This is a genomic window from Mycobacterium sp. GA-1841 (assembly GCF_001954135.1).
Taxonomy (GTDB): Bacteria; Actinomycetota; Actinomycetes; order Mycobacteriales; family Mycobacteriaceae; genus Mycobacterium.
The window spans coordinates 24,832-50,675 of sequence record NZ_MBEQ01000081.1 but is presented as its reverse complement, the minus strand read 5'-3'; the positions used below and the strand labels follow the sequence as shown (position 1 = coordinate 50,675).

Sequence of the window (25,844 nt, the reverse complement as noted above, 5' to 3'; positions counted from 1 at the left end):
CGAAACGACTGCGGGAGCGGACGGGCTCCCGCGGCAGGCGAACTGACCCGGATGGCGTCGACCACTGCGTGTCCACAGGAGTCGCAGCGTTGTCACTCTCCGGTATGGATCTTCGCGCGCGAAGCAGTCGAGCCCGACGCAATCGACCGCCACCACATCCGCTCGGGCACGACGGTCATCATCCCGACTTATCGGATCCACCACGACAAACGATGGCGGCCAGATCCGGACACGTTTGACCCCAGCCCGTTCCCTGGGCGAGGCGACCAAGAATCGCCCATGCTCGGCCTGTATCCCGTTGGCGGTGGACGCCGGGTCTGCATCGGGCACAGTTTCGCCCTGATTGAGATGGTGTTGATCGCCGCGATCATGAGCCAACGGTTCGATTTCGATCTCGATCCTGGCCACTCGGTGGAGACGGAGACTAGGTTGAGAGTGCAACCCACACACGGTGTCCACATGATCGGCCGCAGCCGGGAGGCGACCCATGCCCGACTTTCACACGCTCATCGTCGGTGCCGGATTCTCCGGCATCGGCACCGCCATCGCGCTGGACAAGGCGGGACTGCATGACTACCTCATCCTCGAAGCCGGCGACGGGGCCGGGGGCACCTGGTTTTGGAACACCTATCCCGGTGTGGCCGTGGATATTCCGTCGTTCTCGTATCAGTTCTCGTTCGAGCAATCGCGGAAATGGTCGCGCACCTATGCCCCCGGCAGCGAGTTGCGCACCTACGCCGACACCTGCGTGGACAAGTACGGCCTGCGGCCCCGGATCCGGTTCAGCACCACCGTCACCCGCGCGGTGTTCGACGACGAGAAGAACCTGTGGCGGCTCGAACTGGAGTCCGGAGACACCCTCACGTCCCGGTTCCTGGTCAACGCCAGCGGGGTGCTGACCATCCCCAAGCTGCCCGACATCGACGGCGTCGACACCTTCGCCGGGACCACGGTGCACACAGCCCGGTGGGATCACACCCAGGACTTGACCGGCAAGCGGGTGGCGATCATCGGCACCGGCGCCTCCGCGGTTCAGGTGATTCCCGAGATCGCCCCGAAGGTCAAGCAGCTCACGGTGTTTCAACGCACGCCCATCTGGTGCTTCCCGAAATTCGACGTGCCGATCCCGCCGATCGCCCGCCGACTCATGCGGCTGCCCGGCGGCCGGACACTGCACCGGATGCTCAGCCAGGCGTATGTGGAGTTCACCTTCCCGCTGGCCGCGCAGTACTTCACGGTCAACCCGTTCGCCCAGCGGGCTGGCGCGGCGGGCAGGGCCTACCTCCGGCAACAGGTGCACGACCCGGAGGTACGCGACAAGCTCACACCGCGCTACGCGGTGGGATGTAAACGACCCGGGTTCCACAACACCTATCTGGCCACCTTCAACCGGGACAACGTGCGGTTGGTCACCGAACCGATCGACAAGATCACCGGTTCGGGTGTGGCGACCGCCGATGGTGAAAGCCATGACGTCGATGTGCTCATCCTGGCCACCGGTTTCAAGGTGATGGATGTCGACGCGCTGCCGTTCGTGGTCGTCGGTTCGGATGGGCAAACGCTGAGCGAGTTCTGGATGCAGCACCGGATGCAGGCCTATGAAGGTGTCAGCGTTCCGGGGTTCGCGAATTTCTTTTCGGTCATGGGCCCGTACGGCTACGTCGGATCCTCGTACTTCGCGTTGATCGAGGCCCAGACCCGTCATCTGGTGCGCTGTATCGCCCAAGCCAACAAGAAGCAGGCCCGCCGCGTCGAGGTCCGCCCGGAGGCCAACGACCGGTACTTCTCGGAGATGATGCGCAAGCGTCACCGCCAGATCTTCTGGCAGGACAGCTGTTCACAGGCCAACAGCTACTACTTCGACCGCAACGGGGACGTGCCGCTACGGCCGGCCACCACCTTCGAGGCCTACTGGCGCAGCCGCCGCTTCCCCCTGGACGATTACGCGTTCACCCCATAGAACAAGCCCGCGAACAGACACAAACCCGTACCTTTTCGGCTGAAACGGTACGGGTTTGTGTCTGCTCGGCAAAAAACTAGACGGAGGCCTTCAGGTCCTCGACCTTGTCGAGCTGCTCCCAGGGCAGCTCGATGTCGGTGCGTCCGAAGTGGCCGTAGGCCGCAGTCTGGGCGTAGATGGGCCGCAGCAGGTCCAGGTCGCGGATGATCGCGCCGGGACGCAGATCGAACACGCTGCTGATGGCCTTCTCGATGCGGGCCGGGTCGACGGTCTCGGTGCCGAAGGTCTCGACGAACAGCCCGACCGGGGCCGCCTTGCCGATGGCGTAGGCAACCTGGACCTCGACGCGCTCGGCCAGCCCGGCAGCGACGACGTTCTTGGCCACCCAGCGCATCGCGTACGCCGCCGAACGGTCCACCTTTGACGGATCCTTGCCGGAGAAGGCGCCGCCGCCGTGACGGGCCCAGCCCCCGTAGGTGTCGACGATGATCTTGCGGCCGGTCAGACCGGCGTCACCCATCGGCCCGCCGAGCACGAACTTGCCGGTCGGGTTGACCAGCAGGCGGAAATCAGAGGTGTCCAGCGTCTCGTGGTTGAGATCGGCCAGCACGGTGTTGACGACCTTCTCCCGGATATCCGGGGTGAGCTGACCATCCAGGTCGATGCCGTCGGCGTGCTGCGTCGAGAGCACCACGGTGTCCAACCGCACGGGGGTCTTGCCGTCGTAGGCGATGGTGACCTGGGTCTTGCCGTCCGGGCGCAGGTAGTCGAGCACGCCGTTCTTGCGCACCTCGGTCAGCCGCCGCGACAGCCGGTGGGCCAGCGCGATCGGCAGCGGCATCAGCTCGGGGGTGTCGCCGATCGCGTAGCCGAACATCAGGCCCTGATCACCGGCGCCCTGCGAGTCCAGCGGATCCCCGGCGCCCTCGACCCGCGCCTCGTGAGCGGTGTCCACACCCTGGGCGATGTCGGGCGACTGCGCGCCGATCGCGATGTTCACCCCGCACGACGCGCCGTCGAAGCCCTTGGTCGAGGAGTCGTAGCCGATCTCGAGGATTCGGTCGCGCACGATCTTGGGAATGTCGGCATAGGCGGAGGTGGTGACCTCACCGGCGACGTGCACCTGGCCCGTGGTGACCAGCGTCTCCACCGCAACCCGCGACTTGGGATCCTGGTCCAGCAGCGCGTCGAGCACCGAGTCGCTGATCGCATCACAGATCTTGTCGGGATGTCCTTCGGTTACCGACTCACTGGTAAACAGGCGACCTTCGCTCACGGTCTGCTTCCTTCCTTGACGATTACGAAACGTTCTCAGTCAAAACTACTTAGTTAGTCGAATGGTATCTGTGCCCTGTTGAACCCAACCGCTTGGGACGCAGTTGCGCAACCCTTATCCGCACCGTGATGCGTACGCCGGATCACCCGTCGTACTTGCCCAGGAATGCCGCGATCGAGTCCACGATACGGGTGGCCATCAGAGTCTTCGAGCCGTGCTCCAGGGCCACCTCGGCGCCATCGGCGCTCAGCAACCAACCGTCGTTGTGGTCCACCTCGAAGGCACGGTTGTCCCCCACTGCGTTCACCACCAGCAGGTCACATCCCTTGCGCTGGAGTTTGGCCCGGGCATGGAACAGCACATCGCCGTTGGCATCGCCGGTCTCCGCGGCGAAACCGACGATGGCACGCATATTTGGCAACTGCCCCTCGGCGCGGGCCCGCACTGCGCCGGCGAGAATGTCGTCGTTGCGTACGAGTTCGATCGAACTCGGTTCGGAGGCACCTTTTTTGATCTTGCTGGTGGCCACCTGAGCGGGCCGGAAGTCCGCGACCGCAGCGGCCATCACCAGAACGTTGGCGTCGGGGGCGTACTTGGACACCGCGTCGCGCAATTGCCCCGCCGAGCCGATGTGGACGACCTCGACGCCGGCCGGATCGACCAGGCCTGCGGTGTTGCCCGCGATCAGCGTGACGTCGGCCCCGCGTTGAGCCATCACCCGGGCCACGGCGTAACCCTGCTTGCCGGAGCTGCGGTTGCCGATGAATCGCACGGGATCGAGGGGTTCGCGGGTACCACCGGCGGTCACCAGTGCCTTGACCCCGGCCAGGTCGTAGGGCAGCGCGTCACCGCGCTCCAGCAGCAACTGCGCGAACGTGGTGATCTCTTCGGCCTCAGGCAGCCGTCCTGCACCGCTGTCGGCGCCGGTGAGCCGTCCAGAGGCCGGTTCCAGCACCACCGCACCCCGACGGCGCAAGGTGGCGACGTTGTCGACGGTGGCCGAATGAAACCACATCTCGGTGTGCATGGCCGGCGCGAACAGCACCGGACATCGCGCGGTCAGCAGCGTGGCGGTCAGCAGATCGTCGGCTCGTCCGGCCACGGCACGGGCCAGCAGATCGGCCGTCGCAGGCGCCACCACCACGAGATCGGCTTCCTGGCCGATACGGACGTGCGGCACCTCGTGCACATCGGTGAAGACACCCGTGTTGACGGGGTTGCCGGAAAGGGCTTCGAACGTGGCGGCACCGACGAAGCGGAGTGCCGACTCGGTGGGCAGCACCCGCACGGAGTGGCCGGCCTCAGTGAGTTGGCGGACCAGGGTGCACGCCTTGTAGGCGGCGATGCCGCCGGCGACTCCGACGACGATTCGCTTGCGCGCGCTCACGTGCCGCCCCGGCCCTGGCTACTCGCCCTCGGTGTGCTCGAGCAGGTCCTCGTGGATCTCCCGCATCGCAATCGACAGCGGCTTCTCCTGCAGGCCAGGCTCGACCAGCGGGCCGACGTACTCAAGGATGCCGTCGCCCAACTGGTTGTAGTAATCGTTGATCTGGCGCGCCCGCTTGGCGGCGTAGATCACCAGCGCGTACTTGCTCGAGGCGCGGTCCAGCAACTCGTCGATGGGCGGGTTGGTGATGCCCAGCGGCGTGTCGTAGGCGCTGGCGGCAGACGAATCGATACCCAAGTCGTCCGCAGCGGCCAGCTGCGCGTCGGCGTGCGGGGTGCTCACTAAAAAGTCTCCTGGCGGTTTTGGGGTAAATGCGTTTCTAAACAGCGCGCTGGTGGCTCGCGGATCCGATCGCGTCGGTCCCGGCACGGTCATTCAGCGACTGTCCACCAGCAAGGATACCAATTCGGCGCATGCAGAATCCAACTGGCGGTTTACCACGACCTGGTCAAAGTCAGATTTCGCGGCCATCTCGGCCTTGGCCGTCTCCAGGCGCCGGGCCATCACCTCGGCCGTCTCGGTGCCTCGGCTGGACAATCTCTTGACCAGTTCGTCCCAGCTCGGCGGCGCCAGGAACACCGACACCACCTCGGGCATGGCCTGTTTTACCGCCCGCGCCCCGGCCAGATCGACCTCGATGAGCACCGGCCGGCCGGCCTGGGTGGCTTCCCGCACCGGCTTGGCCGGCGTCCCCGAGCGGTGCAACCCCCCATGGATTTCAGCCCATTCCAGCAGCTCACCATCGTCGATCAACTGCTGGAACTGATCGGCGGAGACGAATGTGTAGTCGACACCGTCGACTTCTCCCGGCCGCGGCGCCCTGGTCGTGACCGAGACGGAGAAATACAGGTCGGGAATCCGCTCCCGCAGACAGCGGACCACGGTGGATTTCCCGACGGCTGAGGGACCGGACAACACGACGACGGAAGCCGTCGCAGGGCGTTGTCCGGCCCCTCTACCTGCGCACAATGCGGGCGTCTCTACTGGTCGAACTTCTCCAGGAGGGCCTTGCGCTGACGATCGCCGAGGCCGCGCAGACGGCGGGTCGGGGCGATCTCCAGCTCGGTCATGATCTCCTGCGCCTTGACCTTGCCGACCTTGGGCAGGGCCTCCAGCAGAGCGGAGACCTTCATCTTGCCCAAGACCTCATCGGTCTCGGCGTCGGTGAGCACCTGCTTGAGGTTGGTGCCGCCGCGCTTGAGTCGATCCTTGAGCTCGGCTCGCGCTCGACGTGCGGCGGCAGCCTTCTCCAACGCTGCCGCGCGCTGTTCGTCGGTCAACTGGGGAAGGGCCACGGGTTCCTCCGTCTCCTGGCGATTCTTCTTCGGCCATCACTTGTTTTGTACGGCTGGAGTGGAAACCAGCCAGCGACGACGAACCTACCCACGCTGGCTGACGAAAGCTAACCCCACCCCCTGGTTACGGCGCTAAAAGCCCAGCGTGTAGTGCGCTCCGGCGACCCGCCGTTTTCCGCCGAAATCGTCGGCGTCCGCCGACCGCGCCAGTCACTCGGAGCGGATATTCCTGCACGTCAATGGTTTTCGACGTACCGGTGGACAGACCAAGAGTCTCCATACCCTCGCGGCCGAGGGTGCGCGACCGGTAGTCATCGCGGCCTGGAGAAAATTTTCGCTGGTCACGGCGTGTCGGGCGTGTCGGAACCGGTGACGCGCACGTCAGACGCGTGCCTTGGGTCACGCCTAACCGACACCTAATTGCCACATAGCGATTACACAGCTCGTCTAAATAGTGTCACCTGATCGGGCATTCCACGCCCGTGAAGGGATGCTGAACATGAACATCAAGCGCTTGACCTGCGCTTCTGCCGTCGCCGTGGCACTCGGAGCGGCTGCCCTTTCGGGCGGGGCCGGGATGGCCGCGGCCCAGCCCGGGCCGCCGTGCGGCTTCGGCAACTGCCAGGGACCCGGCGGACCAGGTGGTCCGGGCGGTCCGGGTGGTCCCGGTGACCGCGGCCCAGGAGGACCCGGCGGACCGGGTGACCGCGGACCAGGAGGGCCTGGTGGTCCCGGCGAACGCGGCCCAGGAGGGCCTGGTGGTCCGGGTGGTCCGGGCGGTCCCGGTGACCGCGGCCCAGGCGGGCCTGGTGGGCCAGGAGGCCCCGGTGGGCCTGGCGGACCCGACGACCGTGGCCGGCACTGGGGCCCGCCGCCCCCGGATCTGGCGTGGCGCGGCATGGACCAGGGCCGGTTCGACCACCAACCGTTCAACTACAACGGGCATTGGGTGACGCCGTTCTTCAACCAGCAGTTCAACAACTGGGGCTTCTGGCTGTTCGGTATCTGGATTCCGCTGTAAACCGCTGCGCGGCGACACGGCTGGCGGCACCGGGCTCAAATTGATTGCGCTCGGCCGCTTCTCTACCGGTCATCGCTTTCTACCGCAGGGTCGCACTAACGCGGCGACCACGACCCAGGCGTAGAAACGGCGCAGCGACTTCTCGACGCCGTCATCGCTTTCTACCGCAGGGTCGCACTAACGCGACGACCACGACCCAGGCGTAGAAAACGGCGCAGCGACACGACGAAAACGGCGGTCTGCCTTGGTGGCAGACCGCCGTTTTCGTACCCAACTCAGCTCACTGGCTCATGCGCGTGGACCAGTCAGGCCAGATAGGCGACCTCGTCGCGCAAGCGTTCGGCCGCAGCTCGCAGATCGGCCACCGCGGGCCCCTTGCGCAGCACCTCACGGGATACCGCGGGCAATACCAACCGGGCCCCGCCCAGGCCGCCCAGCGCATCGGCACGCCCACCCTGGGCGCCGACCCCGGGCACCAGGACCGGCCCGCCCAATGCGCTCAGATCCGGGGGTTCGGTCACGGTCGCCCCGACCACGACACCGACCGAACCGGTGGACCCGCCGGCCTCTCGGTTCACCGCAGCGACGTCGTCGACGATCGACTGCGCAACAGTGCGCGACCCGGCCACCGCCTGCTGGACACTCGGTCCCTCCGGATTGGAGGTGGCAGCCAGGACGAACACGCCCCGACCATGGGCGGCAGCGGTGTCCAACAACGGCTGCAGGGAACCGAAGCCCAGATAGGGCGACGCGGTGACGGCGTCCGCCGCCAAGGGCGCGTCGGCGGCCCAGGCCGCGGCGTAGGCCGCCATGGTGGAGCCGATGTCGCCGCGTTTGGCGTCGGCGAGCACCAGCACACCGGCCTGGCGCAACGCCGCCATGGTGTGCTCCAGCACCGCGAACCCCGCCGAACCGTACGCCTCGAAGAACGCCACCTGGGGCTTGACGATCGCGAATCCGGCGAACGCCGTCACGCAGATGTCGCAGAATGCGGCCAGTCCGTCCGGGTCGGCGGAAAGGCCCCACGCCCTCAGCAGCTCGGGATGCGGATCGATGCCGGGGCACAGCGGCCCCCGCTCCGATACCGCGGCGGCCAACCGTTCCCCGAAAGCGTCCATCGTCAGCGCGATTCCAACTCGCTGTGCAGCTCCTGCAGCGACATCACGCCGATGTCGCCACGGATGGCCGCCTCGATGCCCTGCACCGCGGCCGAGGCGCCCTGCACCGTGGTCACGCAGGGAATGTTCATCGACACGGCGGCCGAACGGATCTCGTACCCGTCGACGCGGGGCCCGGAGTTTCCGTACGGGGTGTTGATCACCATGTCCACCTCGCCGGCCTTGATGGCGTCGACCGAGGACGGCAGGTCGCCAGTTCCGCTGGGCTGCTCTGAGTGTTTACGCACTTCGTCACACGGAATACCGTTGCGGCGCAGCATCTCTGCGGTGCCCTCCGTGGCCAGCACCCGGAACCCGAGATCCGCCAGTCGCTTGACCGGGAACACCAGGGAACGCTTGTCGCGGTTGGCCACCGACACGAACACGGTGCCCGAGGTCGGCAGCGACCCGTAGGCGGCGGTCTGGCTCTTGGCGAACGCGGTACCGAAGTCGTGGTCGATGCCCATCACCTCGCCGGTGGACTTCATCTCCGGTCCGAGCAGGTTGTCGATCTGGGCGCCGTCGGCGCGGCGGAACCGGTGGAACGGCAACACGGCTTCCTTGACCGCGACCGGGGCGTTGCGGGCGATGGTGGCCCCGTCCCCGGTCTTGTTCAACATCCCTTCGGCGCGCAGCTCCGCGACCGTGGCGCCCAGCATCACCCGGGAACAAGCCTTGGCCAGCGGCACCGCGGTCGCCTTGGAGACGAACGGCACGGTGCGGCTGGCGCGCGGGTTGGCCTCCAGCACGTAGAGCACGTCGTCCTTGAGCGCGTATTGGACGTTGAGCAGACCGACCACGCCGATGCCATGGGCGATGGCCTCGGTGGCGCGGCGCACCGCTTCGATGTCGCTGCGGCCCAGGGTCACCGGGGGCAGGGCGCACGCCGAGTCGCCGGAATGGATGCCGGCCTCCTCGATGTGCTCCATGATCCCGCCGATATACACCTCGCTGCCGTCGCACAACGCGTCGACGTCGATCTCGATCGCGTCTTCGAGGAACCGGTCGACCAGCACCGGGTGTTCCGGGGACAACTGGGTGGCGCGGGCGATGTAGCCCTCCAGGGTCGCCTCGTCGTAGACGATCTCCATGCCGCGACCGCCGAGCACGTAGGAGGGACGCACCAGCACCGGGTAGCCGATGTCCGACGCGATCCGACGGGCCTGCTCGAAGCTGGTGGCGGTGCCGAACCGCGGGGCCGGCAGGCCCGCGTTGACCAGGACCTCGCCGAACAAGCCACGATCCTCGGCCAGGTCGATGGCGTCGGGCCCGGTACCCACGATCGGGACGCCGGCCTCCTCCAGACGCTTGGCGAGCCCCAGTGGGGTCTGGCCGCCGAGTTGCACGATGACGCCGACCACACCGGGTCCGGACCCGTCGTCCCCCTTACCGGAGGTGTCCTCGGCGTAATAGACCTCGAGCACGTCCTCGAAGGTGAGCGGTTCGAAGTACAACCGGTCGGCGGTGTCGTAGTCGGTGGACACCGTCTCGGGGTTGCAGTTGACCATCACGGTCTCGAAGCCCACCGCGCTCAGCGTCGTCGCGGCATGCACACAGCTGTAGTCGAACTCGATGCCCTGGCCGATGCGGTTGGGCCCGGAGCCCAGGATCAACACCTTGGGTTTTTCGATCTGGGGAGCGACCTCGGTCTCGGCCGCGGGATCGAGTTCGTAGCTGCTGTAGTGGTAGGGCGTCTTGGCGTCGAACTCGGCCGCACAGGTGTCCACGGTCTTGTACACCGGGTGGATTCCCAGCCGGCGGCGCAACGCGCGCACACCCGACTCGCCGGCCAGTTCCGGTCGCAGCGCGGCGATCTGGCGGTCCGACAGCCCGTTGTGCTTGGCCCGACGCAACAGTTCGGCATCAAGGACCGGCGCTTCCAGCAGTTCGACGCGCAGCGCGACCAGTCCGGCGATCTGCTCGATGAACCACGGGTCGACGCCGGAGGCCTCGGCCACCTGCTCGACGCTGGCACCCAGCCGCAGGGCGTATTCGATGTCGTAGAGCCGGCCGTCCACCGCGGTGCGCAGGCCTTCCAGGACTTCGTCGACCGTCAGGTCCGGGTCGGGACCGGTCCAGAACCCGGCCCGGCTGGTCTCCAACGACCGCATCACCTTGCCGAGCGCCTCGATGAAGTTGCGGCCCAACGACATCGCCTCACCGACCGACTTCATCGTGGTGGTCAGGGTGGCGTCGGCGCCGGGGAACTTCTCGAACGCGAACCGTGGCGCCTTGACCACGACGTAATCCAGCGTGGGCTCGAAGCAGGCCGGGGTCTCTTTGGTGATGTCGTTGAGGATCTCGTCGAGGGTGTAGCCAATGGCCAGCTTGGCCGCGATCTTGGCGATCGGGAAGCCGGTGGCCTTCGACGCCAGCGCCGAGGACCGGGACACCCGCGGGTTCATCTCGATGACGATCAGACGGCCGTCGCGGGGGTTGACCGCGAACTGGATGTTGCAGCCGCCGGTGTCGACGCCGACCTCGCGCAGGATGTCGATGCCCAGGCTGCGCATCGTCTGGTATTCGCGGTCGGTCAGCGTCATCGCCGGGGCCACGGTCACCGAGTCGCCGGTGTGTACGCCCATCGGGTCGAAGTTCTCGATCGAGCACACCACCACCACGTTGTCGCGGCCGTCGCGCATCAGCTCGAGCTCGAATTCCTTCCATCCGTAGATGGATTCCTCGATCAGCACGTTCGCCGACGGGGAGGCGGCCAGGCCGTCACCGGCCATCCGCTCCACATCCTCGGCCGAATATGCCATGCCGGAACCGAGCCCGCCCATGGTGAAGCTGGGTCGCACCACGACGGGCAGACCCAGGTCGGCCACGGTCTCACGCACCTCGTCCATGGTGAAACAGACTCGGCTCCTGGCGGATTCACCGCCCACCTTGGCGACGATGTCCTTGAACTTCTGCCGGTCCTCGCCACGCTGGATGGCCTCGAAGTCGGCGCCGATGAGCTCGACCCCGTACTTTTCCAGGATGCCGCGATCGTGCAGGGCGACGGCGGTGTTCAGCGCGGTCTGGCCACCGAGCGTGGCCAGCACGGCGTCGATCTTGTTGCCGCGCTCGGCATGCTGCGCGAGCACCTTCTCGACGAAATCCGGCGTGATGGGTTCGACGTAGGTGTGGTCGGCGTACTCCGGGTCGGTCATGATCGTCGCCGGGTTGGAGTTGATCAGGCTGACCTGGATGCCCTCGGACCGCAGCACCCGGCAGGCCTGGGTGCCCGAATAGTCGAATTCGCAGGCCTGTCCGATGACGATCGGGCCGGACCCGATCACCAGCACATGGTTGAGGTCAGAGCGGCGTGGCATTACTTCTCTCCTGCCATCAGATCGATGAACTGGTCGAACAGGTAGTTCGCGTCGTGCGGTCCGGCGGCGGCCTCAGGGTGGTACTGGACCGAGAAGGCCCGACCGTTGGCCAGCCGGATCCCTTCCACCACACCGTCGTTGGCGCAGGTGTGGCTGACCTCCGCGGCGCCGAAGGGAGTGTCGAACGTCTCCCCCGCTTCGCCTTCCAGCGCGAAGCCGTGGTTCTGGGCGGTGATCGCCACCCGGCCGGTGATGTGGTCGATCACCGGGATGTTGATGCCGCGGTGCCCGAAGACCATCTTGTAGGTCGAGCGGCCCAGCGCGCGGCCGAGGATCTGGTTGCCGAAGCAGATGCCGAACAACGGGATTCCCGCACCGAGCACCTGACGGGTCACCTCGACGATGTGGTCGGCGGTGGCCGGGTCGCCGGGGCCGTTGGACAGGAACACCCCGTCGGGTTTGAGGTCGGCGATCGCGTCGAAGCTGACCGACGACGGCAATACATGGCTCCGGATGCCCCGGCGCGCGAAGTTGCGTGGGGTGTTGGTCTTGATCCCCAGGTCGACCGCGGCAACGGTGAACCGGTGCGGGCCTTCCGGTTCCACCACGTAACCGGCGTCGGTGCTGACCTGCCCGGCGAGATCCGCCCCCAGCATCGAGGGCTGGTCCAGCACCCGGGCCACCAACTCGTCGACGGAGGCCTCACCTGAGCCCGATGTCGCCGCCAACGCGGCTCCGCTGAACACCCCGGCCTTCATCGATCCGCGGGTACGCAGGTGGCGGACCACGGCTCGGGTGTCGATACCGGCGATGCCGACGATGCCCTGTCGCGCCAACTCGTCATCGAGAGTTCCGGTGGCGCGCCAATTCGACGCGCGGGGCGAGGGGTCGCGCACCGCGTACCCCGCCACCCAGATCTTGTCCCCGCGGCTTTCGCCGTCCTCGTCGTTCCAGCCCGTGTTGCCGATCTGCGGCGCGGTGGCGACCACGATCTGGCCGTGATAGCTGGGATCGGTGAGTGTTTCCTGGTAACCCGACATACCGGTGGAGAACACCGCCTCGCCGAGGGTCAAGCCGACGGCGCCGAATGGCGTACCGGTGAAGACGCGCCCGTCCTCGAGTACCAGAACCGCTTTGCCTGATTGGCGGCCCGCCGCCGTTGCGTTGCTCGTGTGCGTGTTGCTCGTCATGCCTCTTCCTCCAGCCAGCGGTCGTACTCTGCGCGGTTGTCTGCGCGGAACCCGGTGTCGATCTCGGTGCCCGAGGGCAGCCGCCACCTGATGGCCAGAATTCCGTCGTGCGTCAATGCTTTTCCTGCGATCCCCCGCTCGGTGCGGATCGCGACGATCGATTCGTCGGGAATCCACACCGGCCCGGCACCGCTGCGCTGCATCATGATTCCCTCGGGATAGCGGGTCAGCACCGCCTTGGCCCGAAAACCCAGGCCGCCGGCGGCCACCTTGTCGTTCCAGTGCGGCACCACCGTGCTGCCGACATACATGCCCTTGGTGGGCCGGATGAGCGCCGCGCCGACGGTGTCGGGCAGCGGCGGCAGGGTGCCGATCATCTCGGCCTGACGCTGGGCACGATGCAGCCACCCGCGCATCATCTGGCGGATCAGAAACGCGATCAGCACGGCCAGCAGGGCCGCCAGCACCAGCGAGGCGATCAGCGTGGGAGTGTTCACCGCGTCGACCCCAGCCCCGCCGCCGACGCTTTGCCGTCCAACGCCGTGATCCGGCCGCGCAGCAAGGTGGCGGTCACCGTCGCCGGCAGCGTCATCGACTCGAACGGGGTGTTGTCCGACCGGCTGGCGAGCTCGTCGCCTGCCACCGTCCAGGTCGCGTCGGGATCGACCACGGTGAGGTTGGCCGGCTCCCCCACTTCCAACGGCCGGCCCTGATCGGGCAGGCCCACGATGGCCGCCGGGGCCTCGCTCATCACCTTGGCCACTCCGCGCCAGGTCAACAGTCCGGGCTGCACCATGGTCTCCACCACCACCGACAACGCGGTCTGCAGTCCGAGCATCCCGGGACGGGCCACCGAGAACTCGCAACACTTCTCGTGTTCGGCGTGCGGGGCGTGGTCGGTGGCCACACAGTCGATGACCCCGTCCGCCAAAGCTCGGCGCAGCGCCTCGGCGTCACCGGCCTCCCGCAGTGGCGGGTTCACCCGGTTGCGCCCGTCGTAACTGGCCAACCGACCGTCATCGAGCAGCAGGTGATGCGGGGTCACTTCGGCGGTGATCGAAATACCCTGCGCTTTGGCCCATTTCAACAATTCCACGGTGCCCGCGGTGGAGGCGTGGCAGATGTGCACCCGGGCCCCGGCATCGCGGGCCAGGATCGCGTCACGGGCGACGATCGACTCCTCGGCCGAGCGCGGCCAGCCGGCCAACCCGAGTTTGGCGGCATTGGACCCCTCGTGGGCAACCGCACCCACGGTCAGCCGTGGTTCCTCGGCGTGCTGGGCGATGAGTACCCCGAGGCCGGTGGCGTATTCCAGCGCGCGCCGCATCACCAGCGGATCGTCAACACAGACACCGTCGTCGGAGAACATCCGGACCTGGCCGACACCGTCTGCCATCAGGCCCATCTCGGTCAGTTGCTTGCCCTTGAGGCCGACGGTGACGGCACCGACCGGGTGCACGTCGACCAGGCCGACCTGCTGGCCGCGGTTCCACACGTGGTCGGTGACCACCGGCGAGTCGGCCACCGGGTCGGTGTTGGCCATGGCGAATACCGCGGTGTAACCGCCCAGGGCCGCTGCGGCCGAACCGGTTTCGATGTCCTCGGCGTATTCCCGGCCCGGCTCGCGCAGGTGGGTGTGCAGATCGACGAATCCGGGCAGCAGCACCTGACCGGTGGCCTCGATCACCTCCGCGCGGTCGGGTGCATCGGAACCGATCCCGGGACCGATTTCGGTGATCTGCCCGTCGGCGATCAGAACGTCAACCTGTTCACCCTCGCCGTAGAGACGCACCCCGCGAATGAGTACCTGTTGCGTCATACGCTGATCGCCTCCCGATCCGCACCCACCAGCAGATGGAACAACACTGCCATCCGCACGTGAACACCGTTTGAAACCTGTTGCAAGACAGCGGATTGCGAAGAATCGGCGACAGGAAACGCGATCTCCATGCCTCGCACCATCGGACCCGGATGCAGCACCACGGCATTGCCGGGCAGCATGGCCTGACGTTTTTCCGACAACCCGTATCGCACCGAGTACTCGCGTGCCGACGGGAAGAACGCCCCGTTCATCCGCTCGGCCTGTACGCGCAGCATCAATACCGCGTCCGCCGCCGGCAATTCAGCGTCGAGGTCGGCAGACACCGCGACCGGCCAGTCGGCGACACCGGTCGGCAACAGCGTCGGGGGTGCCACCAACACCACCTCAGCGCCGAGGGTGTTCAGCAGCGTCACGTTGGAGCGGGCCACCCGGCTGTGCAGCACGTCGCCGACGATGACCACCCGCCTGCCTTCGATGCCGCCGAGACGTTGCCGGATCGTCAGCGCATCGAGCAGCGCCTGGGTCGGATGCTCATGCGTGCCGTCGCCGGCATTGATGACAGACGGTCCGCCGCTCTCCTCCGCGGTCCACTCGGCGAGCTGTTGAGCCGCCCCCGAGGCCGGATGACGGATGATCAGCGCATCGGCTCCGGCGGCCCGCAGCGTCAGCGCGGTGTCGCGCAGCGATTCTCCTTTGCCCACCGAGGATCCCGACGAGCTGACATTGATCACGTCGGCGCTCATCCACTTGCCCGCGACCTCGAACGACACCCGGGTCCGGGTGGAGTTCTCGTAGAACATGGTGATGATGGTGCGGCCGCGAAGCGTCGGCAGCTTTTTGACCTCACGGCCCAGCAGCGCCTCGCGGAAGCGGTCGGCGTCATCCAGGATCGCCGTCGCGTCCTCACGGGTGAGATCCCCGGCCGCCAGCAGATGACGTGTCGTCATTTCAAAATCACCACTCCGTCACGGTCGTCGTGCTCGGACAACAGCACATGGACGCTTTCGCTGCGCGAGGTCGGCACGTTTTTCCCGACGTAATCGGCACGGATCGGCAACTCCCGGTGACCACGGTCGACGAGCACCGCGAGTTGCACCACCCGGGGGCGCCCGACATCGCGCAGTGCGTCCAGCGCCGAACGCACCGAGCGCCCGGAAAACAGGACGTCATCGACCAAGATCACCACGGCGTCGTCGATACCGCCGGGCGGGATCGAGGTCGACTCCAGCGGACGCGGCGGCTTGAAGTTGAGGTCATCGCGGTAGAGCGTGATGTCCAAGGCGCCGTGCGCGACCTCGATGCCGGCGAACTCGTCGATCTTGGCGGCCAGCCGGGTGGCCAACGTCACACCGCGAGTGGGGATTCCGAGAAGGACGACGCGCTCACGCTCGGCTGGATCGTCCAGCGCGGTCTTCTCGATGATCTGATGCGCGATCCGGGAAATGGTGCGGCCGACGTCCGCCGCAGACAGCAATTCCCGGTCGGTACCTGAAGAGCCCATGAAGTGACTCTGACCTCCTTCTCCGCCTCTCGGGACGGATCGTTAAAGGACGTCGAACTGCCCCGTAGCTTAGCAGGCCCGCAACGGGCCGCCGCGCCGCAGTCACGTTGCGTCGGCGTCCAGGGCGGCGCCTTTCGTCTCGGGCAGCAGCAATGTCGAGACGATGCTGACGATCACGAAGACCGCCATCAGCAGCCCTACTGCCCAGCTACCGAAGTCGCTCACGAGCACGCCGGCGATCAGCGGCGGCACCGCGCCGCCGATGATGCCGGCCAGATTGAAGGCCAGCCCGGCACCGGTGTAGCGGTAGCGAGTGGCAAAGATCTCAGGCAGGAACGAGGCGATCGGTCCATAAGAGATCCCGAAGATGGCGAACGTGCCGCCGATCGCCGCTGCAAACAGCCACGGCGAACCGGTGTCGATCATCGGCATCACACAGAACGCCCACGGCAGCGCGATGGCGAAGCCGATCAAGATGATCCGGCGCCGGCCGTACCGGTCACACCACATCGCCGAGAGCGCGGTGAACACCATGAGGGCGACACCGGCGAGGACCCCCACGGTCAGGATGAGGCTGCGCGGATGCCCGATCCGGGTCGCGGCGTAGCTCAACAGATAGGTGCCACCGAGAAAGCTCATCGCGAAGATGCCGATCATGCATCCGGCGGCCAGCAGCACCTGGGTCGTCTGGGTCCGCACCAGCTCGCTCAACGGGGCCCGCGGGACCGCGTCGCGTTGCTTTTCGGCGACGAACACCGGCGTCTCGTCGATGCTGAGCCGAACATAGAGCGCCACGATCACCAGCACCCCGCTGAACAAAAACGGCACCCGCCAGCCCCAGTCGAGGAACGTCGGGCTCTTCTCGCCGATGGTGACGTTGGCGATGAGGAACACCAGGTTGCTGACGGCGAGCCCGGCGCCGGCGCCCAGTTGGGTGAACATCCCGTAGGTCCCGCGCCGGTCGCCGGGGGCGTACTCGGCGGACAGCAAGGCTGAGCCGGCCCACTCTCCGCCGACAGCGAAGCCCTGACACAGCCGCAAGCTGAGCAGGATGATCGGAGCGGCCACCCCGATGGACGCCGCGCTGGGCACCAACCCGACGGCGAAGGTCGCTGTCCCCATGATCAACAGGGTGGCGATCAGCGTTTTCTTACGGCCCAGCCGATCTCCGAAGTGACCGAACACCGCCGCACCGATCGGGCGGGAGAAGAACGCCGCCGCGAAGGTGGCCAACGACGAGATGGTGCCCATCGTCGGGCTCAGGCCGGGAAAGAAGATCTTCGGGAACACCAGCGCGGCGGCCGTGCCGTAGATGTAGAAGTCATAGAACTCGATCGCCGTGCCGACGAAGCTGGCGAACGCCACCCGCCTCATCGGGTTGGACTCGGTGCCGGGCGTCCCGCCCGGTTCGACCTGCTCCTGCTGGGTCATCTGCCTCTTCTCACGCCGCATTCTCGCCAGAGAAGTATCACCCAGCGGCCGGTTCAGGCGATCTCGAACCCGTGGTAGCCGGCCACCACCACGCCGTCACAGATCTGCTTGTAGACGCCGACACCGGCGACGAACGGCAGGAACACCCGCCGTTTGCCCGGCACATTGGCGCCCATGTACCACGACGCCGCCTGCGGCAGCAGCGTGAGATCGGCGGTGTCATTGGTGATGTCGACCCAGGTGTCCTCGGCTTCCGGATCGGCCTCCATGCGACCGCATCCGTGCTCACGGAGGTGCACCAGCGCCGCGGCGATCCACTCGACGTGATACTCGATCGAGGTGAGCATGTTGGACAGCACCGAGGGACTCTGTGGGCCGGTGACGGTGAACAGGTTCGGGAAACCCGCCGACATCAACCCGAGATAGGTGCGCGGCCCGTCAGCCCACTTCTCGCGAAGACTGCCGTCGGTCCCCCGGATGTCGATCGCGTTGAGTGCGCCTGTCATCGCGTCGAATCCGGTGGCCAGCACGATCACATCGAACTCGCGCTCGATCTCACCGGCGAGGATTCCCCGCTCGGTGATCCGGCGCAACGGTTCGGTGTTGAGATCCACCAGCGTGACGTTGTCCCGGTTGTAGACCTCGTAGTATCCGGTGTCCACGCAGAGTCGTTTCGCCGCGATGGGGTAACTCCGCGGCGTCAACTTCTCGGCGACCTGTGGGTCGCTGACCTTCTGCCGAATCCGGTCCCGCACGTATTCAGCCGCGGTCTCGTTGGCCACCGGATCGAGCAGCAGATCGTAGAACGACTGCTGGAAACACAATCCGCCGTCGTCCCAGCGGCGATCGAGTATGGTACCGACCGCTTTCCGGTCGAGATCACCGAAGAACGGTGGCAGATCGGCACCGTCACCGCACTGCGCGCCGCCCCGCGACAGCCGACTGACTTCCCGAAATTGGGGGTAATGCTGCTTGACCTCAGCGAGTTCGTCGGGAATCGGACGGTTCTGCGCCGGGACGGCATACGGTGGCGTCCGCTGAAAGACCGTCAGCGTTGCGACCGTCGGGGCGATGGCCGTGATCGTCTGCACCCCAGAGGAACCCGTACCCACGACAGCCACGCGTTTGCCTGCCAGGTCGGCTTCCGCGGGCCAGTCCCAGGTCCAATAGATGTCACCGGCGAAATCGTCGATTCCGTCGAACGTGGGAAGCAAGGGTTTGGACAGGCACCCGGTGGCCGCGACCACGAACGACGTGCTGACGCAGTCACCGGAATCCGTCGTGATGGCCCACTCGTTGCGATCGCCGTCGAAAGCCATTGCCACAACGCGGGTATCGAAGGTGATATCCCGTCGAAGGTCGTAGCGGTCGGCGACGTGCCTGGCGTAGGCCAGCAGCTCCGGCTGGGCGGCATAACGCTCGGTCCAGTTCCATGACTGCTCCAACTCCGGGTCGAACGAGTACGAGTATTCGATCGACTCGATGTCGCAGCGAGCCCCCGGGTACCGGTTCCAGTACCAGGTACCACCCACCTCCGGCCCGGCTTCCAAGATGTGCGCGTCGAATCCGAGCTGACGCAGTTTGTGCAGCTGATAGAGGCCGGCGAAACCGGCGCCGAAGATGATGACATCGTGGTCGGCCACGCTCACACCGCCTCTCGGTCGGACCGGTGGGCATCGAGAAACGCCCCGATGCGCTTGGCCACCACTTCGATTCCGTTCTGGTAGCCGGGCAGGATGTTCGCCATCTGGAAGTACCCGTGCATCTGGCCGGGCGCTTCCTCCAACGTCACGGCCACCCCGGCATCTGCCAGCGCGCCGGCGTAGGCGACACCTTCGTCGTGCAACGGGTCGTACTCGGCGACGTAGACGAGTGCAGGCGGAAGCCCGGCAAGACTCGGTGCCCGCAACGGCGAGGCATCCGGATTCGTGCGTGCGGCGTCGTCGGGAAGATAGTGCGCCCAGAACCAGATCATGGTGTCCCGGCTGAGCATCAACTGATTCTCGGGTGCGACGTAGGACGGCCTCTCGAAGTCGCAATCGGTGACCGGGTAGATCAGGGCCTGGTAGTCGATCGTCGGACCGTGCCGGTCCCGGGCCCACCGCGCCATCACCGTGGCGATGTTGCCGCCGGCACTGTCGCCGGCGACGATCATCGGCACATCGGACGATGCCAGTTCCGCTGCAGCCCAACACAACCCGATCCAACTGTCCTGCAGCGCGGTCGGAAACCGATGTTCGGGCGCCTTGCGGTAGTTCACCAGGACGACAGTGGAGCCGGTCAGGTTGGCCAGGTGCCGGGCCACGTGGTCGTACTGCAGATCGATGTCGCCGATCACCCACCCGCCGCCGTGGAAATACACGATCACCGAACGGGTTTCGCCGTCGGGGACCAGCACGCGAACCCGGAACCTGCCACCGTCCTCGCCGTCGAGCTTGAGGTTGCGCACCGCAGCCACCTCGGGGCCGCGTCCACTCATCCCGGCGAAGATCGGTCCGGCCATCCGCGCCATCGCCGGCGTGCCCTCGTGCATCGGTGGATCTCGCGTCTCGGCCAGTTGCGCCAGCAGCGCCTGGGTCACCGGTTCCAGCGGCATCAGATCACCGCTGGATCGACTTGATCTCGAGGAACTCTTCGAGGCCGTACACACCGGCCTCGCGCCCGTTGCCCGATTGTTTGTATCCGCCGAAAGGCGCGTTGGCATTGAAGGCACCCGCGTTGATCTGCACCTGGCCGGCCCGGATCCGGCGCGCGACGTTTTCGGCACGCTCCGGTGAAGCTGACCAGACCGCGCCGGCCAGGCCGTAATCGGTGGCGTTGGCGATCCGGACCGCGTCGTCCTCCGAGTCGTAGGCCTCGATCGCCAGAACCGGGCCGAACACCTCCTCGCGGTGGATCGTCATCTCCTCGGTGACGTCGGAGAACACCGTCGGCCGCACGAAGGCGCCGGGGCCGTCGGCTTCCGTTTCGCCGCCGGTCACCAGACGCGCGCCTTCGGCGATCGCAGTGCGGATGTGGCCGAACACCCGTTCCTGCTGCGCGCGCGAGGACAGTGGCCCCAATGCGGTCCCCTCGTCGGCCGGGTCACCCACCGGCAGCGCGTCGGCGGTCGCCTTGGCCAAAACCTCCACCTCGGCCAGCTTGTCGCGCGGCACGATCATGCGGGTCAGCGCCGAGCAGGTCTGACCGGAGTTCAGCATCATCGTCTTGACGGATGCGGGCACCACGGACTCCAGGTCGGCGTCGTCGAGAATGATGTTGGGGCTCTTGCCGCCGAGTTCCAACGAAACCCGCTTGACGGTGCGGGCGGCGACTTCCTGTACCCGTCGACCGGCCCGCGTGGACCCGGTGAAGCTGACGATGTCGACGTCGTCATGTCCGGCGATCGCTTCGCCGACGTCCGCCCCGGTGCCGAACACCAGGTTGAACACACCTGGGGGAAGGCCGATCTCGTCTATGATCTGGGTCAGCGCGAGCGCACACAGTGGGGTCACCTCGCTCGGTTTGACGACGACGGTGTTCCCCGCGGCCAATCCGTAGGCCACCTTGAGCGCGATCTGATGTAACGGGTAGTTCCAGGGTGTGATCGCTCCCAGCACACCGAACGGTTCCCGCACGATCGTCGATCCGCGGTACTCACTTTCGAACTCGTACTCGCGGACGATGTTGGCGGCCTCGGTGAAACTGTTCAGGGGCAATCCCAGCTGGATCGCCCGCGAAATCGATATCGGGCAGCCCATTTCGGCGGAGATGGTGCGTGCCACATCTTCGGACCGCTCGGCCAGCTTGCCCGCGATCGCACTGAGGTAATCCGCCCGCTCTCCGACCGGTGTCGCAGCCCACGCCGGGAAAGCGGCCTGGGCGGCTGCGACGGCGGCGTCGACATCGGCGACGGTGCCCGCCACCACCTCGGCGATCACCTCGTCGGTCGCCGGGTTGACGACGGGTATGCGGGAGGTGCCGCTGGACACCGCCCATTTACCGTCGATGTAGTTGCTTTCCTGGATATGCATTGAAGCCCCCTTGTTCGGTTCAGTAGTCGGCGTCGGAGTAAACGACCAGACCACGAAGATTCTTGCCGTCGAACATATCTCGGTATCCCTGGTTGATGTCCTCCAGGCGGTAGCGGGTCGTGACGAGCTCGTCGAGCTTGAGATTGCCGGAGCGGTAGAGGTCGAGCAGTCTCGGGATCTGGGTGCGGGGACCGACCCCACCGAACACCGCACCTTGGACCCGCTTCTGCAACAGGGTGAGCTCGAAGAGGTTGAGGTCGACGGTCGACTGGGTGAAATCGCCCATGCCCGTGACGATCACCTGCCCACCCTTACCGGTCAGACTCAGCGCCTGCTGAATGTGTTCGCCTTTGATCTCACCGACCGTGATGATCGAGACCTCGGCCATCTTTCCCCAAGTGAGGTCGGGCAACTCGGCCGCGGCGTCGGCCACGGAGGCGAACGTGTGGGTCGCGCCGAATTCAAGCGCCTTCTTCCGTTTGAAGTCGACCGGGTCGATCGCGACGACGAACCGCGCCCCCGCAAACCGCGCGCCCTGCACCGCATTGATCCCCACGCCGCCGATGCCCATCACCACGACCGTGTCGCCCGGATGGGTATCCCCGATCTCGGTCGCCGAGCCCCATCCGGTCGAGACTCCGCAGCCCAGCAGCGCAGCCACCTCCAACGGCACATCTTTCTCGATCTTGACCACCGATGCCTGGCTCACCGTGACGTACGGCGCGAAGGTACCCAGCAGGCACATCTGGATGACCGGCCGGCCGTCGCGGGTCACCCGATATGTCTTGTCGGAGACCGCCTGTCCGGTCAGCAGCCCGGCCCCCTCGTCGCAGAGGTTCTGCAGTCCGGTGGCACACGATTGACAGGTGCCGCACGCCGGGATGAAGGCCAGGACGACGTGATCCCCCTCGGCCAAGCCGGTGACGCCGGGGCCGACCTTGGTGATCACACCCGCGCCCTCGTGTCCGCCGAGCACCGGCATGAACGGCACCGGACTGCTGCCGGCGACGACATGCGCGTCGGAATGGCACAGACCTGACGCGGTCAGCCGCACCTGCACCTCGCCGGCCACCGGATCGCCGAGGTCCACCTCGCAGATCGTCCAGGGAGCGCCGATCTCCTCGACGACAGCAGCCTTTACTTTCACCAGAGCCTCTCCTCACGTGTCACCGGACACAGATTCCGACGAACTGAGATGTGTATCACTATCTGGAAACCGTAGAGGGGTGACTCGCCCTTCGACAGGACCGTCCCGGCCACAACTCGACATTTCCGGCCACTTCGGCAGGTTCCGAGCGTGTTGACCGGGCCTCGCCGGTCGGCAAAACTGGCCGTCATGACCTCGGTCCTCACCGAACCCGCAGATCAGGCCCCACTGCCCGGCTCCGGAGTCCTGCAATCGACCAACCGGGTCATAGCGGCCATGACCGACCCTTGGGACCACCCGCGCACGGCGGTTTCGGTCGCGATCATGTGCGAGTGGGCAGCCCAGCGGGGTATCCCCGCCGAGGCAGTGCTGGCGGGTTCTCACCTCGACGCCGCCGCACTGTCTGACGTCGACACCGTCGTCGAGGCCAGCCAGGAGCTGGCGGTGATCCGCAACCTGGCCGCCGCGACCGGGAATCATCCTGGTGCGGGAGTGGCGCTGGGCAGCCGCTACCACCTGACCGCATACGGCTACCTGGGCTATCTCCTGGCCGCCTCGGCAAGCGTGCGCGACACCGTGCACCGCGGTCTGCACTACGCGATGCTGACGTTCGCCTTCTCGACGATGACGGCCCGCATCGATGACGAGGACCGGTACGTGCTGGCATTCGAGGCCGACGACATGCCCGACGACATCCGGCAGTTCGTCATCGAACGCGATCTGACCGCAGTCATGCAGATCCAGCGGGACACCTTCGGAAACGTCGAGTCCGTGCCGATGCGCGAGGTCCGATTCGCCTTTCCGGCAACGGCTTCGGCCGATGTGTATCGCGAATATTTCCGGGCCCCGGTGGTGTTCGGATGTGACCGCAACGAAATCGTCTATGACGCCGGGTATCTCGACCTGGTACCGCCGATGGCCAACGCGCACACCACGCAACTCATGGTGGCCCACTGTGACCACATCCGCGCCGAGCGGCTGCACCACACCGGCGTCGCCGCGCAGGTGCGCGCGCATCTGCTGGACCAGTCGTCACTGGACCTCACCCTTGACGACGTGGCGTTGCACCTGCACTACGCGCCGCGCACCTTGCGTCGGCACCTCGAACACGAGGGCATCACGTTCCGGGCCCTGATCGACGAAGTACGCCGCAGTGTGGCCGACAACCTTTTGCGCGACCGCACCATTCCGCGCTACGAGATCGCCCACCGACTCGGCTACCAGGACTGGTCGAGTGTGGTCAGGGCACGCCGGCGTTGGCGTGGAGGCGCTGGCGCGGAGGCGAGCCGCTAACCTGGCGCGGATGAACCTCGACGGCAATCAGACCTCCATCCGTGAGGCGATCGACGCCGGCCTGCTGGCCGGTGCGGTGACGCTGGTATGGCAGGCGGGCAAGGTACTGCAGGTCAACGCGCTGGGGCACCGCGACGTCGACGCCCGGTTGCCGATGCAGCCCGACACGATCTTCCGGATCGCCTCCATGACCAAACCGGTCACGGTGGCCGCGGCGATGGCATTGGCCGAGGAAGGCAAGCTCGCGCTGAACGAGCCGGTGACGACATGGTTGCCGGAGCTGGCCGGCATGCGCGTGCTGCGTGAGGCACGGGGCCCGCTGGACCGCACCGAGCCGGCGCGCCGGCCGATCACGTTCGACGACCTGATGACTCACCGCAGTGGGCTGGCCTACGTCTTCTCGGTGCTGGGCCCACTGGCTTCGGCCTACGGCAAGTTGTCGCTGCGCCAGGATCAGGACCGTTGGCTGGCGGAAGTGGCCAAACTGCCGCTGGCCCATCAGCCTGGCGAGCGGCTCACCTACAGCCACTCCACGGACGTCCTGGGTATCGCGCTGTCTCGCATCGAAGGCAAGCCACTGTCGGAGGTGCTGGCCGAGCGGATTCTCGGACCGTTGGGGATGGACGACACCGGATTCTCGGTCGACGCGGCAGGCCGGCGGCGCGCAGCGACGATGTACCAGCTCACCCCCGACAACCGACTGACCCACGATGTGATGGGACCGCCGCCGATCACCGATCCACCGTTCTGCACCGGTGGGGCCGGATTGTTCTCCACCGCCGATGACTACCTGAAGTTCGCCCGGATGTTGTTGGGCGGTGGGGTCGTCGACGGCGTGCGGGTGCTGTCGGAGCAGTCGGTGCGGTTGATGCGGTCCGACCGGTTGACTGCCGAGCAGAAGCAGCACCAGTTCCTCGGCGCACCGTTCTGGCTCGGCCGGGGCTTCGGCCTGAACCTCTCGGTGGTGACCGACCCGGCCAAATCCCGGCCGCTGTTCGGCCCCGGCGGGGCCGGCACGTTCAGCTGGCCCGGCGCATACGGCACCTGGTGGCAGGCCGATCCCTCGGCCGATCTGATCCTCATCTACCTGATCCAGAACCATCCGAATCTCGGTGTGGACGCCGCCGCCATCAGCGGCAACATCTCCCTGGCGAAACTTCAGACCGCCCAACCGAAATTCGTTCGGCGCACCTATCAGGCGCTCGAGCTCTGAGCTGCGGCCAGTAGAGGAGATTCCGCTGGGAGCTTCTAGAAACCCAACCTGGGTCGCTCCCCCGATTGCGCTTCGGCAAGGACTACACCGTGTCAAGGCAACGCAATTCGCGTCACATTGACGACGAACGGCTGGGTAAAGAACCCGCCGTCTTCCAAACCGACTTCGATTTGGTGCTCAGCTTCGAAGAACCTGTTGTCGAGCACGAACGTACCGCCCAGGAACGGAATGTTGACGAATCCGTCGCCGTCGACGGGGAACGATCCGGAGCTGGGGTCTATCGCACCGTCAGGCCCGAGAATTCGGATGAACAACAGATCACCGGGGGCGATATTGTTCTGGAGATCAATAGTATTGGCGGACAAAGTAACGTTGACGGTAACCGGAGACAGAATCCCGTCACTGATGAACCGGTCGGTGACCGTGTCACGCAGATCCGGGGTCAACGCCATACCGGCCGCCCGGATCAGGCCCAGCGAGGGAATGCGCAGCAGCGTCGAAGCATCGACCGGGTAGTCGTGGGTATAGGTTGTCACCGCCCCGGCAGCATCCCGAACCTCGACGTGGACGATCTCCCCCAGTTCCAACGACGAGCTAGACATGAGTCCCTCCCCTGGGCTCAGAACGAAGCGCAGGAATTGCGCTGAGGTCAGTATTGGCATCCTGGGCAACTCGAACACGAGTACAGGGCTACTCCATTTCGACGCTTGGACCACAGCCGGCAGCCAGTGGCCACGCGCGGCCACATCCAGCCCAGGCGG

The 25,844-nt window shown here is 66.3% G+C and carries 22 protein-coding genes and 1 pseudogene; 5 read left to right on the top strand and 18 right to left on the bottom strand.

What is annotated here, in order from left to right:
- Positions 1 to 27 precede the first annotated feature (27 nt).
- Both A5740_RS19500 and A5740_RS19495 read left to right on the top strand, forming a co-directional pair.
- Positions 28 to 573: pseudogene (locus A5740_RS19500) on the top strand (cytochrome P450); the annotation flags it as partial.
- Positions 488 to 1,960, top strand: a complete 1,473-nt coding sequence (locus A5740_RS19495; protein WP_076196695.1) for an NAD(P)/FAD-dependent oxidoreductase — start codon at positions 488 to 490, stop codon at positions 1,958 to 1,960. The pseudogene A5740_RS19500 and the gene A5740_RS19495, both read left to right, overlap by 86 nt.
- Before the next feature lie 76 nt (positions 1,961 to 2,036).
- On the opposite strand, the gene metK is transcribed toward A5740_RS19495, so the two are convergent.
- The 5 genes from metK to mihF all read right to left on the bottom strand — a co-directional run bounded on the left by metK (position 2,037) and on the right by mihF (position 5,978).
- Complete coding sequence (gene metK, locus A5740_RS19490; RefSeq protein WP_076196693.1) at positions 2,037 to 3,236, bottom strand: methionine adenosyltransferase; 1,200 nt, start codon at positions 3,234 to 3,236, stop codon at positions 2,037 to 2,039.
- 142 nt (positions 3,237 to 3,378) lie between these two features.
- Positions 3,379 to 4,623: a bifunctional phosphopantothenoylcysteine decarboxylase/phosphopantothenate--cysteine ligase CoaBC gene (coaBC, locus tag A5740_RS19485; RefSeq protein ID WP_076196691.1), complete on the bottom strand. Its 1,245-nt coding sequence runs from the start codon at positions 4,621 to 4,623 to the stop codon at positions 3,379 to 3,381.
- 18 nt (positions 4,624 to 4,641) lie between these two features.
- Complete coding sequence (rpoZ, locus tag A5740_RS19480; RefSeq protein ID WP_067768188.1) at positions 4,642 to 4,965, bottom strand: DNA-directed RNA polymerase subunit omega; 324 nt, start codon at positions 4,963 to 4,965, stop codon at positions 4,642 to 4,644.
- 93 nt (positions 4,966 to 5,058) lie between these two features.
- Positions 5,059 to 5,652: a guanylate kinase gene (gmk, locus tag A5740_RS19475; protein ID WP_076196689.1), complete on the bottom strand. Its 594-nt coding sequence runs from the start codon at positions 5,650 to 5,652 to the stop codon at positions 5,059 to 5,061.
- Between the two features lie 11 nt (positions 5,653 to 5,663).
- Positions 5,664 to 5,978, bottom strand: coding sequence for an integration host factor, actinobacterial type (mihF, locus tag A5740_RS19470; RefSeq protein ID WP_003880790.1), 315 nt, complete (start codon positions 5,976 to 5,978; stop codon positions 5,664 to 5,666).
- Positions 5,979 to 6,477: 499 nt separating this feature from the next.
- Between mihF and A5740_RS29175 the strand changes: the two genes are divergently transcribed.
- A complete protein-coding gene (locus A5740_RS29175) occupies positions 6,478 to 6,999 on the top strand; it encodes a hypothetical protein (RefSeq protein WP_076196754.1) in 522 nt (173 codons plus the stop codon).
- A gap of 305 nt (positions 7,000 to 7,304) precedes the next feature.
- Here the strand turns inward: A5740_RS29175 and pyrF are convergent, their stop codons facing one another.
- From pyrF to A5740_RS19405, 12 genes are all read right to left on the bottom strand, one after another.
- The gene (gene pyrF, locus A5740_RS19460; protein WP_076196686.1) at positions 7,305 to 8,117 is read right to left on the bottom strand and encodes an orotidine-5'-phosphate decarboxylase; all 813 of its coding nucleotides are present in this window, start codon (positions 8,115 to 8,117) and stop codon (positions 7,305 to 7,307) included.
- A 2-nt stretch (positions 8,118 to 8,119) separates the two neighbouring features.
- On the bottom strand, positions 8,120 to 11,473 hold the full coding sequence (gene carB / locus A5740_RS19455) for a carbamoyl-phosphate synthase large subunit (protein ID WP_076196684.1): 3,354 nt from the start codon (positions 11,471 to 11,473) through the stop codon (positions 8,120 to 8,122).
- Positions 11,473 to 12,663, bottom strand: coding sequence for a glutamine-hydrolyzing carbamoyl-phosphate synthase small subunit (gene carA, locus A5740_RS19450; RefSeq protein WP_076196682.1), 1,191 nt, complete (start codon positions 12,661 to 12,663; stop codon positions 11,473 to 11,475). Before carA ends, carB begins: the two co-directional genes overlap by 1 nt.
- Entirely contained in the window at positions 12,660 to 13,160 is a 501-nt protein-coding gene (locus tag A5740_RS19445; protein ID WP_076196680.1) for a transporter, read from the bottom strand. Before A5740_RS19445 ends, carA begins: the two co-directional genes overlap by 4 nt.
- Positions 13,157 to 14,482, bottom strand: coding sequence for a dihydroorotase (locus A5740_RS19440; protein ID WP_076196678.1), 1,326 nt, complete (start codon positions 14,480 to 14,482; stop codon positions 13,157 to 13,159). Before A5740_RS19440 ends, A5740_RS19445 begins: the two co-directional genes overlap by 4 nt.
- Positions 14,479 to 15,432 (bottom strand): aspartate carbamoyltransferase catalytic subunit, encoded by a 954-nt coding sequence (locus tag A5740_RS19435; protein WP_076196676.1) that lies wholly within the window; start codon positions 15,430 to 15,432, stop codon positions 14,479 to 14,481. The genes A5740_RS19440 and A5740_RS19435 overlap by 4 nt, the downstream gene beginning before the upstream one ends.
- The gene (gene pyrR, locus A5740_RS19430) at positions 15,429 to 15,986 is read right to left on the bottom strand and encodes a bifunctional pyr operon transcriptional regulator/uracil phosphoribosyltransferase PyrR (protein ID WP_076196674.1); all 558 of its coding nucleotides are present in this window, start codon (positions 15,984 to 15,986) and stop codon (positions 15,429 to 15,431) included. Before pyrR ends, A5740_RS19435 begins: the two co-directional genes overlap by 4 nt.
- A 102-nt stretch (positions 15,987 to 16,088) precedes the next feature.
- Positions 16,089 to 17,417 (bottom strand): MFS transporter, encoded by a 1,329-nt coding sequence (locus A5740_RS19425; protein WP_076196672.1) that lies wholly within the window; start codon positions 17,415 to 17,417, stop codon positions 16,089 to 16,091.
- Positions 17,418 to 17,470: 53 nt separating this feature from the next.
- The gene (locus tag A5740_RS19420; RefSeq protein WP_076196670.1) at positions 17,471 to 19,060 is read right to left on the bottom strand and encodes an NAD(P)/FAD-dependent oxidoreductase; all 1,590 of its coding nucleotides are present in this window, start codon (positions 19,058 to 19,060) and stop codon (positions 17,471 to 17,473) included.
- A gap of 2 nt (positions 19,061 to 19,062) precedes the next feature.
- Positions 19,063 to 20,013, bottom strand: a complete 951-nt coding sequence (locus A5740_RS19415) for an alpha/beta hydrolase (RefSeq protein WP_076196668.1) — start codon at positions 20,011 to 20,013, stop codon at positions 19,063 to 19,065.
- Between the two features lie 4 nt (positions 20,014 to 20,017).
- Positions 20,018 to 21,430: an aldehyde dehydrogenase family protein gene (locus A5740_RS19410; protein WP_076196666.1), complete on the bottom strand. Its 1,413-nt coding sequence runs from the start codon at positions 21,428 to 21,430 to the stop codon at positions 20,018 to 20,020.
- 19 nt (positions 21,431 to 21,449) lie between these two features.
- The gene (locus A5740_RS19405) at positions 21,450 to 22,577 is read right to left on the bottom strand and encodes an NDMA-dependent alcohol dehydrogenase (protein ID WP_076196664.1); all 1,128 of its coding nucleotides are present in this window, start codon (positions 22,575 to 22,577) and stop codon (positions 21,450 to 21,452) included.
- Between the two features lie 189 nt (positions 22,578 to 22,766).
- On the opposite strand from A5740_RS19405, the gene A5740_RS19400 reads away from it, so the two are divergent.
- Both A5740_RS19400 and A5740_RS19395 read left to right on the top strand, forming a co-directional pair.
- Positions 22,767 to 23,870 carry an AraC family transcriptional regulator gene (locus A5740_RS19400; RefSeq protein WP_076196662.1) on the top strand — a complete coding sequence of 368 codons (1,104 nt, stop codon included), beginning with the start codon at positions 22,767 to 22,769 and terminating at the stop codon, positions 23,868 to 23,870.
- A gap of 10 nt (positions 23,871 to 23,880) precedes the next feature.
- Positions 23,881 to 25,083: a serine hydrolase gene (locus A5740_RS19395; RefSeq protein ID WP_076196752.1), complete on the top strand. Its 1,203-nt coding sequence runs from the start codon at positions 23,881 to 23,883 to the stop codon at positions 25,081 to 25,083.
- 92 nt (positions 25,084 to 25,175) lie between these two features.
- Here A5740_RS19395 and A5740_RS19390 read toward each other — a convergent pair whose 3' ends face one another.
- A complete protein-coding gene (locus tag A5740_RS19390; RefSeq protein WP_076196660.1) occupies positions 25,176 to 25,763 on the bottom strand; it encodes a polysaccharide biosynthesis/export family protein in 588 nt (195 codons plus the stop codon).
- Positions 25,764 to 25,844 lie beyond the last annotated feature (81 nt).